Origin of the sequence: Corallococcus exercitus (assembly GCF_003611585.1) — a bacterium.
Taxonomy (GTDB): domain Bacteria; phylum Myxococcota; class Myxococcia; order Myxococcales; family Myxococcaceae; genus Corallococcus; species Corallococcus exercitus.
Map to the genome: position 1 here is coordinate 1 of NZ_RAVW01000239.1, position 14,830 is coordinate 14,830.

Sequence of the window (14,830 nt, forward strand, 5' to 3'; positions counted from 1 at the left end):
CCCTGGGGCCCACCCTCGAAACACCGCGCCTCATCCTGCGCCCACCCACGCTCCAGGACCTGGACGGCTTCGTGGCGATGATGGCGGACGAGGAGACCGCGCGCTTCATCGGCGGCCTCCAGCCGCGCTCCAACGTGTGGCGCGCCGTCTGCACCATGGCCGGCTCCTGGGCCCTCCAGGGCTTCTCCATGTTCTCCATGTTCGAGAAGTCCACCGGGAAGTGGGTGGGGCGGCTGGGGCCCTGGATGCCCGCGGACTGGCCGGGCACGGAGGTCGGCTGGGGCCTGTCGCGCGATGCGTGGGGCAAGGGCTACGCGACGGAGGGCGCGGCGGCCACCATCGACTGGGCCTTCGACCACCTCGGCTGGACGGAGGTCATCCACTCCATCTCCCCGCCAAACGAGCCGTCGAAGCAGGTGGCCCGCCGGCTGGGCTCGCGCTTCCTGCGCATGGACATGCTGCCGGCGCCCTACAACGACCACGAGGTCGAAATCTGGGGCCAGAGCCGTGAGGAGTGGCGAACACGGAAGCGGTAGGCCCGGCACTTTTTCCCTCCCGTCCCGCCACGGGCTGACACAGATTGGCGCCATGAACTCACGCGCGCCCCAGCTGGTCCTCGTCCGTCACGGTGAGACGGAGTGGAGCCGCAGCAGCCAGCACACCGGCCGCACGGACCTGCCCCTCCTGGAGGAGGGCCGCCAGATGGCGGAGCAGCTCCGTGCGCCCCTGGGCGCGTGGCGCTTCGCCGCCGTGTGGACCAGCCCGCTGACGCGCGCCCTGGAGACATGCGTGCTCGCGGGCTACGGCGACGTGGCCCAGAAGAAGGACGACCTGATGGAGGTCAACTACGGCGACTACGAGGGCCGCACCGGCGCGGACATCCGCACCACGCGCCCGGACTGGACGCTGTGGAAGGACGGCGTCCCCAACGGCGAGACGCTGGAGGAGGTGGGCGCCCGCGTGGACCGCGTCATCGCGGAGGCACGCGCCCTCCAGGACGACGTGCTCCTCTTCTCCCACGGGCACCTCTTGCGCATCCTCGCCGCGCGCTGGCTGGGCCTGCCCCCGGACGGAGGCCGGCTGTTCCACCTGGGCACGGCGTCGCTCAGCGTGCTGGGCTCCGAGGCCGGCGGCAGGCAGCCGGTCCTCGTGAGCTGGAACGACACCACGCACCTGAAGGGCTGAGCGCTACAGCTTCCCCTCCAGGAAGTTGCGCACCAGCGACGGGCCCTCCGGCGTCAGCACGCTCTCCGGATGGAACTGCAGGCCCACCACCGGCCGCGTGCGGTGCCGGAGCGCCATCACCAGGCCGTCCTGGCTCCACGCCGTGGCCTCCAGCTCCGCGGGCATGGAGTCCGCGGCCACCACCAGCGAGTGGTACCGCGCCGCCTGGAAGCCCTGCCGCACGCCGGTGAAGACGCCGGTGCCTTCGTGCCGGATGAGCGCCGCCTTGCCGTGCACGGGCTCCGGCGCGCGCACCACCTGGCCGCCGAACGCCGCGCCAATGGACTGGTGCCCCAGACACACGCCCAGCACCGGCACGCGCGACTGGGAGATGGCCGCCACGCTCACCCCGGCCTCGTGCGGGGTGCACGGCCCCGGGGACACCACCAGGTGCGACGCGCCCGAAGCCGCCACACCCGCGGCATCCAGTGCGTCGTTGCGCACGACCTTCACCTCCGCGCCCAGCGTGTAGAGCAGCTGCACCAGGTTGAAGGTGAACGAGTCGTAGTTGTCGATGACGAGGATCACCGCCCACCTCCTTCGCGCGCCAGCCGCAGCGCGGCGGCCATGGCGCCCGCCTTCGCTTCCGTCTCGTCCGCTTCCTTCATGGGGTCCGAGTCCGCCACCAGCCCCGCGCCGGCGGTCCACATCGTGCGGTCGCCATCCACGAAGAAGGTGCGCAGCGCGATGGCCACGTCCAGCGTGCCGCAGAAGGACAGGTAGCCCACCGCGCCGGCATAGGGCCCGCGCCGCATGGGCTCCAATTCGTCGATGATCTGCATCGCGCGGATCTTCGGCGCGCCCGACACGGTGCCCGCGGGGAAGGTGCTCGCCAGCGCGTCCAGCGCGTCGAAGCGCGTGGTGTCCAGCTTGCCGCGCACCTGGGACACGATGTGCATGACGTGGCTGTAGCGCTCGATGATCATCAGGTCCTCGATGCGCACCGTGCCCGGCGCGGCCACCCGGCCCACGTCGTTGCGTCCCAGGTCCACCAGCATGATGTGCTCGGCGCGCTCCTTCTCGTCCGCGAGCAGCTCCTTCTCCAGCCGCTGGTCCTCCGCCTCGGAGCCGCCCCGGCGGCGCGTGCCCGCGATGGGCCGCACCACCACGTCCCCGTCGCGCACCTGCACCAGCAGCTCCGGCGACGCGCCTACCAGCGCGCGCGCCTCGCCCAGGTCCACCAGGAAGAGGTACGGCGACGGGTTCACCCGCCGCAGCGCCCGGTAGAGCGACAGTGGCGGGATGGCGCCCTTCGCCTCGAACCTGCGCGCGAGCACCGCCTGGAAGCAGTCGCCCGCGCGCACGTACTCCTGCACCTTCTCCACCGCCCGCGCGTAGCCCTCGCGGTCCCAGCACGCGACGGGGGCCGGCGCGTTCTTCTGCGTGGGGGCGGGCGCGTAGGCCTCCGGCGGCAGCGGCCGGCGCAGCTTCTCCGCCATCGCCTCCGCGCGCGCTTCCGCGTCCTTCAGCGCCTGCGCGACGCTGCCGTGCAGCGCGGGCCGCGCGATGGCGATGGCCTTGAGCGTCTGGGTGCGCGTGTCGTGGGTGACGAAGTCCTCGGCCACGAGCCACTCGGAGTCCGGGAAGCCCGTGTCGCGCGGGTGGCGGTCCGGCACGCTCGGCTCGAACCAGGACGTGGCGTTGTAGCCCAGGTAGCCCACGAGCCCGCCCAGGAAGGGCGCCTCGCCCGGCAGCGTCGCCACGGACAGCTCGCGCCACAGCGTGCGCAGCACGTCCAGCGGCCGGCCCTCGCGGCGCTCCTCGTGCGAGCCCCGCCACAACGTGAGCCCGTCCCGGTCCAGCCGCACGCGGCCCGCCGGGTTCACGCCCACGTGGCTGTAGCGCCCGAAGCGCTCGCCGCCGTAGCACGACTCGAGGATGAAGCCGCGGCTTCCACCGCCCAGCTTCAGGTATGCCGACAGCGGCGTATCCAGGTCCGCCGGCAACTCCACCGACACCGGCACCGCCTGGCCTGCTTCCGCGCGCTGCCGGTAGGCTGCCTTCCGCTCCTGCGCATCCATGGTCGATTGCCCTGACCCCTCTGCCACTTCCCGGAGGGGCGCCCGGGTGCCCGGCCTTCCGGGCCCTGCGACTACGGCTTCGCGACGGGCTTCGCCTGAGCGAACACGCCGTCCTGCCACTGATAGACCTCGCGCTCCGTAACCTTCCGCGGCTTGCCTTCTTCCTCTTCCTCCACACTCGTGCGGACCACCAGGGCCCGCTTCGCGGCTGGCTGGAAGGAGACCTCGAAGCTGCTCTCGTTCGGAGGGTCCATCAGCCCGCCCAGCTCCAGCGCCAGCTTCGCCTTGCCCAGCACTCCCGCCTTCCCATTCGAACCGGTGTAGCTCACGTAGGACGTGACGTAGTCGCCACAACGCTCCGGCGTGGAGTCCAGCTGCAGCAGCGTCACGCCCGCCTGCTTCGCGGGGACGAGCGTCACCTTCACCGGGCCGCCCCGCCCTCCGCCGTAGTCCGTGGACGCCACCGCCACGTCCACGCTGCTCACGCGGCGGGGCGGCTTCACGTTCGGCTCCAGCACGCGCACGCGCGCCTTGAACTCGTTGCTCATCACCACCGTGGCCACTTCCATTTCGCCGTCCCCGTCCAGGTCGGCCTCGAAGCGGAACGGCGTGAGCGTGTTGCCGAAGACCCAACCGGACACAGGCGCCGCGCCCGGAGCCGCCTTCGCGTCCACGACAGCCACCTGGTACCAGCTGTTGATGTACTCGCCGACCCTCGCGCGCGTCCCCGCCTTCAGTACGCGCACGGGCGTGCCCAGCATCAGCGTCTTCACCACGCCCGCGTCCGCCGCCGCGCTCGCGCGCAGGTTCGCCTCGTCCACGCCCAGGTAGACCTGCTGCCCCGCGGTGAACGCGGTGAACGCGAAGTCCTCCGGGGCCGGCGTGCCCGCCTCCGCCAACGGCGCGCTGTATTCGAGCACCGCGTCCGAAGCAGGGGTGGACTGCGCCAGGGTGAGGGACAGGAGGAGCGCGGGCGTCAGCATCACGAAAGAGTCCGGAAGTGGGAGGTTCCCGGGTTTATCCCCCGTCCACGCCCACCATCCAAGGGGCCCTCCGGTCCCTGCCTTCGTCGTTTGGATCGCAAGCAGGGCCTGGACGCACGCCTACCCCCTTGTCAGCGGAGCGCCCCGGGAGGTTGGGCCGTGGGTGGCCCCTGTTCCAAGGCCTCGTTACCTCTAGAGGACCGTGGCCACCGCGACGACCCATCAGGACCGACCGCCGTTGGTTTCCGTGACGCCGCAGGGGCTGTACTGCCAGGCGGGGAACTTCCACATCGACCCGTGGCGTCCGGTGGAACGGGCGCTCGTGACCCACGCGCACGGCGACCACGCCCGGAGCGGCAGCAAACGCTACCTGGGGGCCCGCGCCGGGCTGGGCCTGCTGCAACGACGGCTGGGCGCGGACGCGGTCATCGACACGCTGGAGTACGGCGAGCCGCTGAAGGTGGGCGACACCACCGTGAGCTTCCACCCCGCTGGCCACGTGCTGGGCAGCGCGCAGATCCGCGTCGAGCACCGGGGCGAGGTGTGGATCATCTCCGGCGACTACAAGCGCATGCCGGACCCCACGTGCGCGCCCTTCGAGGTGGTGCGCTGCCACACCTTCATCACCGAGGCCACGTTCGGCCTGCCCATCTTCCGCTGGGATGACACGAGCCTCGTGGCCCAGGACATCCTTCGCTGGTGGGACGCGAACCGCGAGGCGGGGCGCTCGGCGGTGCTGTTCTGCTACGCGCTGGGCAAGGCACAGCGGCTGCTGGCGGAGCTGGGCAAGCTGACGGACCGGCCCGCGTACGTGCACGGCGCGGTGAACGGACTCGTCACCGCGTACCGCGAGGCGGGCATCGCGATGCTGCCCACGCAGCTGGTGTCGGAGACGGAGAAGGGCACGTCCTTCGCGGGAGCGCTGGTGCTGGCGCCTCCGAGCGCGGCCGGCTCCACGTGGATGCGCCGCTTCGGTGAAGCGGAGACGGGCTTCGCGTCGGGCTGGATGCGCGTGCGCGGCAACCGGCGGCGGCGCGGCTACGACCGGGGCTTCGTGCTGTCGGACCACGCGGACTGGCCGGACCTGCTGCGCACGGTGGCGGACACGCAGGCGGAGAAGGTGCTCGTGACGCACGGCTACACCGACCCTTTGTCGCACTACCTGCGGGAGCGGGGCGTGGATGCCTCGCCGCTCGCCACGCCCTTCGAGGGCGAAGCGGAGGACTGACCCGTGCGAGCACTGGCCGACCTGTACGACACGCTCGACCAGACGACCTCCACCAACGCGAAGGTGGAGGCGATGGCGCGGTACTTCCAGAAGACGCCGCCGGAGGACGCGGCCTGGGGGCTGTTCTTCCTCACGGGCCAGAAGCTCAAGCGGCTGCTCACGTCGAAGCTGCTGGTGGGCTGGACGCAGGAACTGACGGGCATCCCGGACTGGCTCTTCGATGAGGTCTACGCGTCGGTGGGAGACCTGGCGGAGGTGATTGCCCTGCTGCTCGACGGCGCGAACCTCCCGCCCGAGCACGCCGAGGAGCTTCCCCTCTCACGCTGGTTGGAGGAGCGCCTGTTGCCGCTGCGAGGACTGGACGCGGCGGAGCAGCGCGAGCGCGTGGTGGGCTGGTGGAAGTCCATGCCCCGCCGCGAGCTGTTCCTGCTCAACAAGATGCTCACCGGCGAGCTGCGCGTGGGCGTGTCCAACACGCTGGTGGTGCGCGCCATCGCGCAGGTCACAGGGCTGCCACCGCCCAGCGTGGCGCACCGGCTGATGGGGACGTGGACGCCGACGAAGACGTTCTTTGAACAGCTCATCGCGCCGGACGTATCGGACGGCCACGTGTCGCGCCCGTATCCGTACTACCTCGCGTCACCGCTAGAGCAGCCCGCGGAGTCGCTGGGTGAATTGAGTGACTGGTTCGTGGAGTGGAAGTGGGACGGCATCCGGGGCCAGCTCATCCGCCGCCAGGGGGACGTGTTCCTCTGGAGCCGGGGCGAGGAGCTGATCACCGAACGCTTCCCCGAGATCACCGAGGCCGCCCGGGCCCTGCCCGAGGGCACGGTGCTCGATGGCGAGGTGATGGCCTACGAGGACGGAACGCCCCTGCCCTTCGCCCGGCTCCAGCGCCGCATTGGCAGACAGAAGCTCACGCCCAAGGTGCTGGCGGAGGCCCCCGCCGCTTTCGTCGTCTACGACCTCTTGGAGCAGGACGGCAAGGACGTGCGCGAACTGCCCCTGCGCGAGCGCCGCGCGAGGCTGGAGGCCCTGCTCAAGGACCACCCGCGCTTCCCCCTCTCCCCGTCGGTGACGGCGCCGTCGTGGGAGGCATTGGCGGAGCTGCGCAAGGAGTCCCGCGAGCGCAACGTCGAAGGCCTGATGATCAAGCGCCTGGACTCGGTGTACCAGACGGGGCGCAAGCGCGGCGATTGGTGGAAGTGGAAGATCGACCCGTACACGGTGGACGCGGTGTTGCTCTACGCGCACCCGGGCCACGGCCGCCGCTCGTCGCTCTACACGGACTACACCTTCGCGGTGTGGAACGGCGAGGACCTGCTGCCGGTGACGAAGGCCTACTCGGGCCTCACCGACGAGGAGATCGGCCGTCTGGACCGGTGGATCCGCGCGCACACGAGGGAGAAGTTCGGTCCGGTCCGTTCGGTGGATCCGGAGCAGGTGTTCGAGCTGCACTTCGAAGCCATCGCCCCATCCCCGCGACACAAGTCGGGCATCGCCCTGCGCTTCCCTCGCATCGCCCGCTGGCGCGCGGACAAGACAGCAAGGGACGCGGACACGCTCGACTCGCTGAAGGGGCTGCTCCATGCAGCCCACTAAGCCGCGCCGTCGCAATCGCATGCGCGGCAAGCACGCGCCGGAAAATCAGACCGAAGCACCGAAGCGCACCCGCGCGAAGCGTCCCGCGCCCCGCACCCCTTCCCCATACCAAGGCGCGCCGCTGGCTCAGCTTCGCCAGTGGTTCGCGTCGAAGGGCTGGACGCCCTACGCCTTCCAGGAGGAAGCCTGGGCGGCCTACGCGCGCGGAGACAGCGGCCTCATCCACGTGCCCACCGGCGCGGGCAAGACCTACGCGGCCTACATCGGCCCGCTGGCGGACGCGGCGGAGCGCAACGAGAAGGGTCTTCAAATCCTCTACCTCACGCCGCTGCGAGCGGTGTCGCGTGACGTGGAGCAGGCCCTGCGCGAACCGCTCCTGGCCCTGGACGCGGACCTGGAGGTGGAGAGCCGCACGGGCGACACGTCCTCCTCCGTGCGCCAGCGTCAGCGCGAGCGCCTGCCCCAGGTCCTCATCACCACGCCGGAATCCCTCTCACTCCTGCTGACCCAGGAGCAGGCGGCGGAGAACTTCGCCTCGCTGCGCGCCGTCATCGTGGACGAGTGGCACGAACTGCTCGCCTCCAAGCGAGGCACGCAGGTGGAGCTGGCCCTGGCGCGCCTGCGCCACTTCGCCCCGGGCCTGCGCACCTGGGCGCTGTCCGCCACGCTCGCCAACCTGGAGGAGGCCGCGCGCACCGTCGTCGGCACGGACCGGAAGCCCACGCTGGTGAGCGCGGAGCTCCAGCGTCCCGTGGACGTGGAGACACTGCTCCCCGCGGAGGTGGACTCCTTCCCGTGGTCGGGCCACCTGGGCTTCTCCATGCTCCCGCGCGTGGCCGAGTGGCTGGACCCCACGCAGTCCACGCTCCTCTTCACCAACACCCGCTCACAAGCAGAGCGCTGGTTCGAGGGCCTGCGCTTCCTGCGCCCGGAATGGGAGCACCTGCTCGCGCTGCACCACGGCTCCATCGACCGCGAGGAGCGCGAGCGCGTGGAGGGAGGCCTCAAGGACGGCAGCCTGCGCCTCGTCGTGTGCACGTCCTCGTTGGACCTGGGCGTGGACTTCGGCCCGGTGGAGCGCGTCATCCAGATAGGCAGCCCCAAGGGCATCGGCCGCACCCTCCAGCGCGCGGGCCGCAGCGCGCACCGCCCCGGCGCCACCTGCCGCATCCTCTTCGTCCCCACGCACGCGCTCGAACTGGTGGAGATGGCCGCCGCCCGGGACGCCATCGCGAGCCGCGAGGTGGAGCCACGCACGCCGCTGTCCAAGCCGCTCGACGTGCTGGCCCAGCACCTGGTGACGTGCGCGCTGGGAGGAGGCTTCACCCGCGAAGCCCTGCGCGACGAGGTCCGCACCGCCACGAGCTACGCGTCCCTCACCGATGAGGAGTTCGACTGGGCCCTCACCCTGGTGCGCGAGGGCGGCCCCACGCTGCGTGCCTATCCGGAGTTCCGCCGAGTGGTCGAAGTAGACGGCCGCTTCCGGGTGCCCGACGTGCGGCTCGCGAGGCTGCACCGGCTCAACATCGGCACCATCACCTCGGACGCGTCCGTGCAGCTGCGCTACTGGAGCGGCGGCAACCTGGGCACGGTGGAGGAGTCCTACGTCAGCCGCCTCAAGCCCGGGGACACCTTCCTCTTCGCGGGCCGCCGGCTGGAGTTCAGCCGCTTCAAGGACATGACGGCGTACGTGAAGCCCGCGAAGGCCAAGGCCACGCAGACGCCGCGCTGGGGCGGCAGCCGCCTTCCCCTCTCCACGTCGCTCGCCGCCGCGATGCGCCGCACATTGGAAGCCGCGCGCCAGGGCGACGTGACGCGAGACGAGATCGCCGCCGCGTGGCCCATCCTCGACGCGCAGGCCCGCCTGTCGCGCATCCCCGGCGACAACAGCTGTCTGGCGGAGACCTGCCGCACGCGCGACGGCCACCACCTCTTCCTCTATCCCTTTGAAGGGAGGCTCGTGCACGAGGGCCTGGCGGCGCTCCTCGCCCTGCGCCTCACGCGTCTCCAGAAGGCCACCTTCAGCCTGTCGGTGAATGACTACGGCCTGGAGCTGCTCACCCCCACGCCCTTCCCCTTCGACGAGGCCCTGCGCCCGGCCCTCTTCACCCGCGAGCGGCTGGTGGAGGACATCCTGGAGAGCGTGAACCTGAGCGAGCTCGCGCGCAGGCAGTTCCGCGACATCGCCCGCGTGGCGGGGCTGGTGATGCCGGGCCTGCCCGGAGCGCGCAAGTCCACCCGCCAGGTCCAGGCCAGCTCGGCGCTCCTCTATGACGTCTTCGTGAAGTACGACCCGGACAACCTCCTCTTGCGCCAGGCGCGCCGCGAGGTGCTGGAGCACCAGTTCGAACAGGGCCGGCTCGCGCGCACCCTGGAGCGCCTGGAGGCGAACCCCGTCGAAGTCGTCCACGTCCACCGGCCCTCGCCGCTGGCCTTCCCGCTCGTCGTCGAGCGCATCAGCGCGAGCGTGTCCAACGAATCCCTGCTGGACCGCGTGGAGCGCCTCAAGGAGCGATGGTCCCAGGCCGATGCCAGACCCGCGTAGCGGACGCGGACGTGGAGCTGCTCCCGGAGCGGGCCCTGCACTGGCCCCAGGCCGGCGTGCTCGCCGTGGCCGACCTGCACTGGGGCAAGACGGAGTCCTTCCAGCAGCACGGCATCCCCCTGCCCCTGGGCGTCCTGGAGGATGACCTGGCCCGCCTGTCCTCCGCCCTCACCGCCACCGGCGCCCGGCGGCTGCTCCTGGTGGGGGACCTCGTCCACTCGCGCCAGGGGCTCACCGCCGACGTCATCAGCCGCGTGAATGCCTGGCGCGAAAACCATGCTTCATTAGAAGTCGTGCTGATACGCGGCAATCACGACCGTCACGTCCCGACCCTGCCCCCCACCTGGCGGATGGAGGACCGCGAGGATGCATTAGATGAAGGCCCGTTCCGCTTCGCCCACCACCCAGAGCCCGCCGCCGGCCGCTACGTGTGGGCCGGTCATCTCCACCCCATGGTGCGCCTGACGGGCGGGGCGGACCGGCTGCGGCTGCCCTGCTTCCACCTGCGTCCCGGGGTGGGCGTCCTGCCCGCGTTCAGCGCCTTCACCGGGGGGCTGGACGTGCGGCGGGGCAAGAAGGACCGCGTCTACGCCGTCGCCGGCACCGCGGTGGTGGAGGTGTAGCACCATGAGCCAGGCCAAGCGCCGCCGCGTGCTGGGGATCATCGCCACCGACGCCACCTTCGAGCGCGTCCCCCACCGGGGCGCCGAGGTGTGGATGGGCAAGTGCCTGCACTGCAACGCCCACCTCACCGTCGGCCTGGACGGCGAGCCCATCAGCCGCGCCACCATCGAGCACATCGTGCCCCGGACCGCCGGCGGCACCGACGCGCTGGAGAACCTGGGCCTCGCCTGCGCCCGCTGCAACCAGGGCAAGGGCAGCCGCCACGACGCCCACTTCCACCGCGACGCCCGCGTGCGCGAGCTGGTGGACCGCCTGCTCCAGAAGCGCCGCGATCGCTGGCGAGACCCTGGCGACCCGGACTCCGAGTAGCCCCGCGTCAGGCGTGGCGCGCGCCGTCGCACCCTGTAGCGCGCACCCTGAGAGGGATTGATCCCCGAGGGCGAAGCCCCTCGTGCAAAGCTCCCTTCCGATCGCCAGAAGCGGGATTCATCACCCCGCGCGGCCAACTTGTCGCAACCGCCCCGGGAAGTGCTAAGCGCTCCTTATTCCCACTCCCCACAACATGGTTGACACTGCCGTGCTCATGAATGATGGTCCCGCGCCGCGTTGGGTCGGGAAATGCATGAGGGACCCACGCCCACGGCACCATCCTAGAGGTTCGTTGGACGTGACTGCCTTGCCGTCTGAGCGCCAGGAGCCACTGCCCGCCCGGTCCACCGGGACCGGGACGGCCCCCCTGACTTCCGCGCCGAACGGATTCCCCGCGTCCACCCCTGGTTTCATGTCGCCTTCAGTCCCCTTGCCCCTGGTCCTGGTATGAGCGGCCCTCTCTTCCCACGCTGGACGAATACGGTGTCGCGCCTGTCGGCCGCGATGCTCCTCGCCGTGCCCGCCATCGCCATCGGCGGCCTCTTGGCCTACGTGCGCAGCCCTCACGTGACCAATCAGGCGCACCCGGTGGAACAGCCCATCGAGTTCGACCACCGGCACCACGCCGGTGACGAGCAGATCGACTGTCGCTACTGCCACTGGACGGTGGAGAAGTCCCCGTCGGCGGGCATCCCCTCCACCACCGTGTGCATGTCCTGCCACGCGCAGGTGTGGAACAAGAGCCCGTACCTCACCGAGGTCCGCAAGGCGTTCTTCGCCGACCAGCCCATCCCCTGGGTCCGCGTCCACAACCTGCCGGACTTCGTCTACTTCAACCACTCCATCCACGTGAGCAAGGGCGTCGGCTGCGCCACCTGCCACGGCCGCGTGGACCAGATGGGCGCCATCGAACAGGCGTCCCCGCTGACGATGAGCTGGTGCCTGGACTGCCACCGCAACCCCGGCCCCAACCTCCGCCCCCAGGAGTTCATCACCAGCATGACCTGGGCGCCCCCCGCGGAGAAGGCGGAGGCCTCGGCCCTCGCTGAGAAGCTCTCCAAGGAATACGACGTTCACTCGCGCACGAGCTGCTCCACATGCCACCGATGAACACCAAGCCTGACAGCGCGCCCGCGCAGGACACCCCCTCGTCGTTCGCGCTCCCGGTCGTCTCGGGCCGCAACGAGGCCGCCCCCCACGCGCACGCCCACGACGACGTCGTGACGGAAGCCCTCGAGCACGCCTCCACCCGCGCCGTCCCGGCGGAGGGCGCGTACGGCAAGACGTACTGGCTCGGCCTGGAGGAGAAGCTCGCCACGCCGGAGTTCCTGGAGGAGACCCGCCCGGAGTTCCCCGTCGGCGCGGACCTTCCCCCCACCGGCTTCGCCCGCCGCGAGTTCATGCAGCTCCTGGGCGCGTCGCTCGCCCTGGCCGGCGCCACCGCGTGCAGCACCCGTCCCCAGGACGAGCGGCTGGTCGCGTACACGAAGACGCCGCCGGAAGTCGCCCCGGGCAACCCGCTGCACTACGCGTCCGGCATGACGCTCGGGGGCCACACCTCCGGCCTGCTCATCACCGCGCGCGAAGGCCGTCCGATCAAGGTCGAGGGCAACCCCCAACACCCCATCAACAAGGGGTCCGCGGGCATCTTCGAGCAGGCGTTCCTGCTCTCCCTCTATGACCCGCAGCGCGCCCGCGTGCTGCGCCAGGGCAACAACCCCCGCTCGCTGCGCGTGCTGGCCGAGGAGTTGTCCACCCTCGTCAGCCAGAAGGCCGCGGCCGACGGCGGCAGCCGCCTGCGCTTCCTCACGGAGCCCATCAGCTCGCCGATGCTGCGCGACGTGACGGGCCGCATCCAGAAGAAGCTGCCCAACGCGCGCTTCCACACGTTCTCGTCCATCACCGACTCCGCCGCCGCCGAGGCGCACCGCGCCCTGTTCGGCCAGCCGGTCCAGGCCCTCTACGACCTGAGCCGCGCGGACGTCATCGTCTCCCTGGACGCGGACTTCCTGGAGAGCCGCCCGGAGAACCTGGCCCTCAACCGCCAGTTCGCGGACCGCCGCGACCCGAAGAACGGCGAGCTCAACCGCCTGTACGTCGCGGAAGCCCGCCTGTCGCTCACCGGCGGCATGGCGGACCACCGCCTGCGCGTGAAGTCCTCGGAGGTCTTCGGCATCGCCGCCGCGCTGGCGCAGGCCGTGGGTGGCCCCGCCGCCAGCCTGGGCGCGACCGCCTCCGGCAAGGCCGGCACGATGCGCCCGGAGGTCTCCTCGTGGGTGCAGGCCGTGGCCCAGGACCTCAAGTCCAAGTCCGGCCGCTCCGTGGTGCTCGCCGGTGAGCGCCAGCCCGCCGCCGTGCACGCGCTGGCCCAGGCCATCAACGCCGCGCTGGGCAACGTGGGCACCACCGTGAAGGTCGTCCCGGCCGCGGCTCCGGAGGCCTCGGGCCTGTCGGAGATCAGCGCCCTGGTGGCGGACATCAAGGCCGGCAAGGTGGACACGCTGGTCATCACCGCCGTCAACCCCCTCTACGCCCTGCCGGTGGACGCGGGCCTGGCGGAGGTGCTGGACCCCAAGCAGAACGCCAACCGCAAGGCGCTGTCCGTCCTGTACGCGGGCCACTACGAGGACGAGACCTCCAAGTTCGCCGACTGGTTCGTGCCCCTGGCGCACCAGCTGGAGACCTGGAGCGACGGCCGCTCGGCGGACGGCACCGTCAGCATCGCGCAGCCCCTCATCCAGCCGCTCTTCAACGGCGTGCCGGAAGCGGAGCTGTTCGCGCTGTTCCTCGACGAGCCCTTCCGCCCCGCCTACCAGATGCTGCGCGACTACTGGACCGCGCAGGGTGGCGAGGCCGGCCGCGCCGACTTCGAGACCCGCTGGGAGACCTGGGTCTCCGAGGGCGTCGTCCCCGGCAGCATCGCCTCCGCCCTGACGGCCACCCCGGACGCGGGCGCCGCCAACGCGCTGGTCGCCGCCTACCAGCCGCCCGCGGCCGGTGAGCTGGAGATCAACTTCGTCCACGACTACAAGCTGCTGGACGGCCGGTTCTCCAACAACGCGTGGCTCCAGGAGACGCCGGACCCCATCTCGAAGATCGTCTGGGACAACGCCGCCATCCTCGGCCCGGCCACGGCCAAGAAGCTGGGCCTGGAGAACGGCCACGTCGCGGAGCTGGAGTACGGCGGGCGCAAGCTGCAGGTCCCCGTCACCGTCCTCCCCGGCCACGCGGACGACACCGTCACCGTGGCGCTGGGCTATGGCCGCACCGGCCTGCACGAGGTCGTGGCCAAGGGCGTGGGCTTCAACGCCAACCTGCTGCGCAGCGTGAACGCCCCCTGGTTCGACGGCGGTGCGAAGCTGACCAAGGCCCGCGGCAGCCACAAGTTCTCCCGCACCCAGTACCACTGGCGCATGGAGGGCCGCCCGCTGGCGCTCGACATGTCCGTCAGCGAGCTCAAGCACCCGTCGAAGGAGACGGAGCACACGCTGGAGCGCGTCCAGGCCAAGTACGAGCTGGGCAAGCAGAACAACCTGCCGGACTTCCAGTACGCCACCAAGCCGGAAGAGGGCTACAAGTGGGGCATGTCCATCGACCTGTCGCGCTGCACGGGCTGCAACGCGTGCGTCGTGGCGTGCCAGGCGGAGAACAACATCCCCGTCGTCGGCAAGGAGCAGGTGGGCCGCGGCCGTGAGATGAACTGGCTGCGCATCGACCGCTACTTCCAGGGCGATGAGAACGACCCCACCATGGTCATGCAGCCCGTCGCGTGCGTGCACTGCGAGAAGGCCCCCTGCGAGTACGTCTGCCCGGTGAACGCCACCGTGCACTCGGACGAGGGCCTCAACGACATGGTGTACAACCGCTGCATCGGCACGCGGTACTGCTCCAACAACTGCCCGTACAAGGTCCGCCGCTTCAACTACCTGCACTACACGCAGGGCAAGACGCCGACCGAGAAGATGCTGATGAACCCGGACGTCACGGTGCGCAACCGCGGCGTCATGGAGAAGTGCACGTACTGCGTGCAGCGCATCGAGCGCGTCCGCATCAACGCCCGCGTCGAGCGCCGCCTCATCCAGGAGACGGAGCTCCAGACGGCGTGCCAGCAGACCTGCCCCACGAACGCCATCGCCTTCGGCTCCCTGGCGGACCCCGCCCAGCGCGTCACCCAGCTCCACGAGGACGAGCGTGCCTACCGGCTGCTGCACGAGCTGGGCACCCGCCCCCGCAC

The 14,830-nt window shown here is 70.9% G+C and carries 12 protein-coding genes; 9 read left to right on the top strand and 3 right to left on the bottom strand.

The features are described from left to right. Positions 1 to 2: 2 nt before the first annotated feature. Both D7W79_RS26050 and D7W79_RS26055 read left to right on the top strand, forming a co-directional pair. Entirely contained in the window at positions 3 to 536 is a 534-nt protein-coding gene (locus tag D7W79_RS26050) for a GNAT family N-acetyltransferase (RefSeq protein ID WP_120528101.1), read from the top strand. Between the two features lie 52 nt (positions 537 to 588). Further along, positions 589 to 1,185 carry a histidine phosphatase family protein gene (locus D7W79_RS26055; RefSeq protein ID WP_120528102.1) on the top strand — a complete coding sequence of 199 codons (597 nt, stop codon included), beginning with the start codon at positions 589 to 591 and terminating at the stop codon, positions 1,183 to 1,185. Between the two features lie 3 nt (positions 1,186 to 1,188). Here the strand turns inward: D7W79_RS26055 and D7W79_RS26060 are convergent, their stop codons facing one another. The 3 genes from D7W79_RS26060 to D7W79_RS26070 all read right to left on the bottom strand — a co-directional run bounded on the left by D7W79_RS26060 (position 1,189) and on the right by D7W79_RS26070 (position 4,228). Next, complete coding sequence (locus tag D7W79_RS26060) at positions 1,189 to 1,752, bottom strand: anthranilate synthase component II (RefSeq protein ID WP_120528103.1); 564 nt, start codon at positions 1,750 to 1,752, stop codon at positions 1,189 to 1,191. Continuing rightward, positions 1,749 to 3,245, bottom strand: a complete 1,497-nt coding sequence (locus D7W79_RS26065) for an anthranilate synthase component I family protein (protein WP_120528104.1) — start codon at positions 3,243 to 3,245, stop codon at positions 1,749 to 1,751. Before D7W79_RS26065 ends, D7W79_RS26060 begins: the two co-directional genes overlap by 4 nt. 71 nt (positions 3,246 to 3,316) lie before the next feature. Then, a complete protein-coding gene (locus tag D7W79_RS26070) occupies positions 3,317 to 4,228 on the bottom strand; it encodes an SH3 domain-containing protein (RefSeq protein WP_120528105.1) in 912 nt (303 codons plus the stop codon). Positions 4,229 to 4,430: 202 nt separating this feature from the next. On the opposite strand from D7W79_RS26070, the gene D7W79_RS26075 reads away from it, so the two are divergent. The 7 genes from D7W79_RS26075 to D7W79_RS26105 form a co-directional block, all read left to right on the top strand. After that, a complete protein-coding gene (locus D7W79_RS26075) occupies positions 4,431 to 5,456 on the top strand; it encodes a ligase-associated DNA damage response exonuclease (protein ID WP_120528106.1) in 1,026 nt (341 codons plus the stop codon). A 3-nt stretch (positions 5,457 to 5,459) separates the two neighbouring features. Then, complete coding sequence (locus tag D7W79_RS26080) at positions 5,460 to 7,058, top strand: ATP-dependent DNA ligase (RefSeq protein ID WP_120528107.1); 1,599 nt, start codon at positions 5,460 to 5,462, stop codon at positions 7,056 to 7,058. Continuing rightward, positions 7,045 to 9,603, top strand: coding sequence for a ligase-associated DNA damage response DEXH box helicase (locus tag D7W79_RS26085; protein WP_120528108.1), 2,559 nt, complete (start codon positions 7,045 to 7,047; stop codon positions 9,601 to 9,603). The genes D7W79_RS26080 and D7W79_RS26085 overlap by 14 nt, the downstream gene beginning before the upstream one ends. Then, positions 9,573 to 10,226 carry a ligase-associated DNA damage response endonuclease PdeM gene (gene pdeM, locus D7W79_RS26090; RefSeq protein ID WP_120528109.1) on the top strand — a complete coding sequence of 218 codons (654 nt, stop codon included), beginning with the start codon at positions 9,573 to 9,575 and terminating at the stop codon, positions 10,224 to 10,226. The genes D7W79_RS26085 and pdeM overlap by 31 nt, the downstream gene beginning before the upstream one ends. 4 nt (positions 10,227 to 10,230) lie before the next feature. Then, entirely contained in the window at positions 10,231 to 10,596 is a 366-nt protein-coding gene (locus tag D7W79_RS26095; protein WP_120528110.1) for an HNH endonuclease, read from the top strand. Between the two features lie 447 nt (positions 10,597 to 11,043). After that, complete coding sequence (locus D7W79_RS26100; RefSeq protein WP_120528111.1) at positions 11,044 to 11,706, top strand: cytochrome c3 family protein; 663 nt, start codon at positions 11,044 to 11,046, stop codon at positions 11,704 to 11,706. Beyond that, on the top strand, positions 11,703 to 14,830 hold a 3,128-nt coding region (locus D7W79_RS26105; RefSeq protein WP_120528112.1), incomplete at its 3' end, for a TAT-variant-translocated molybdopterin oxidoreductase. The genes D7W79_RS26100 and D7W79_RS26105, both read left to right, overlap by 4 nt.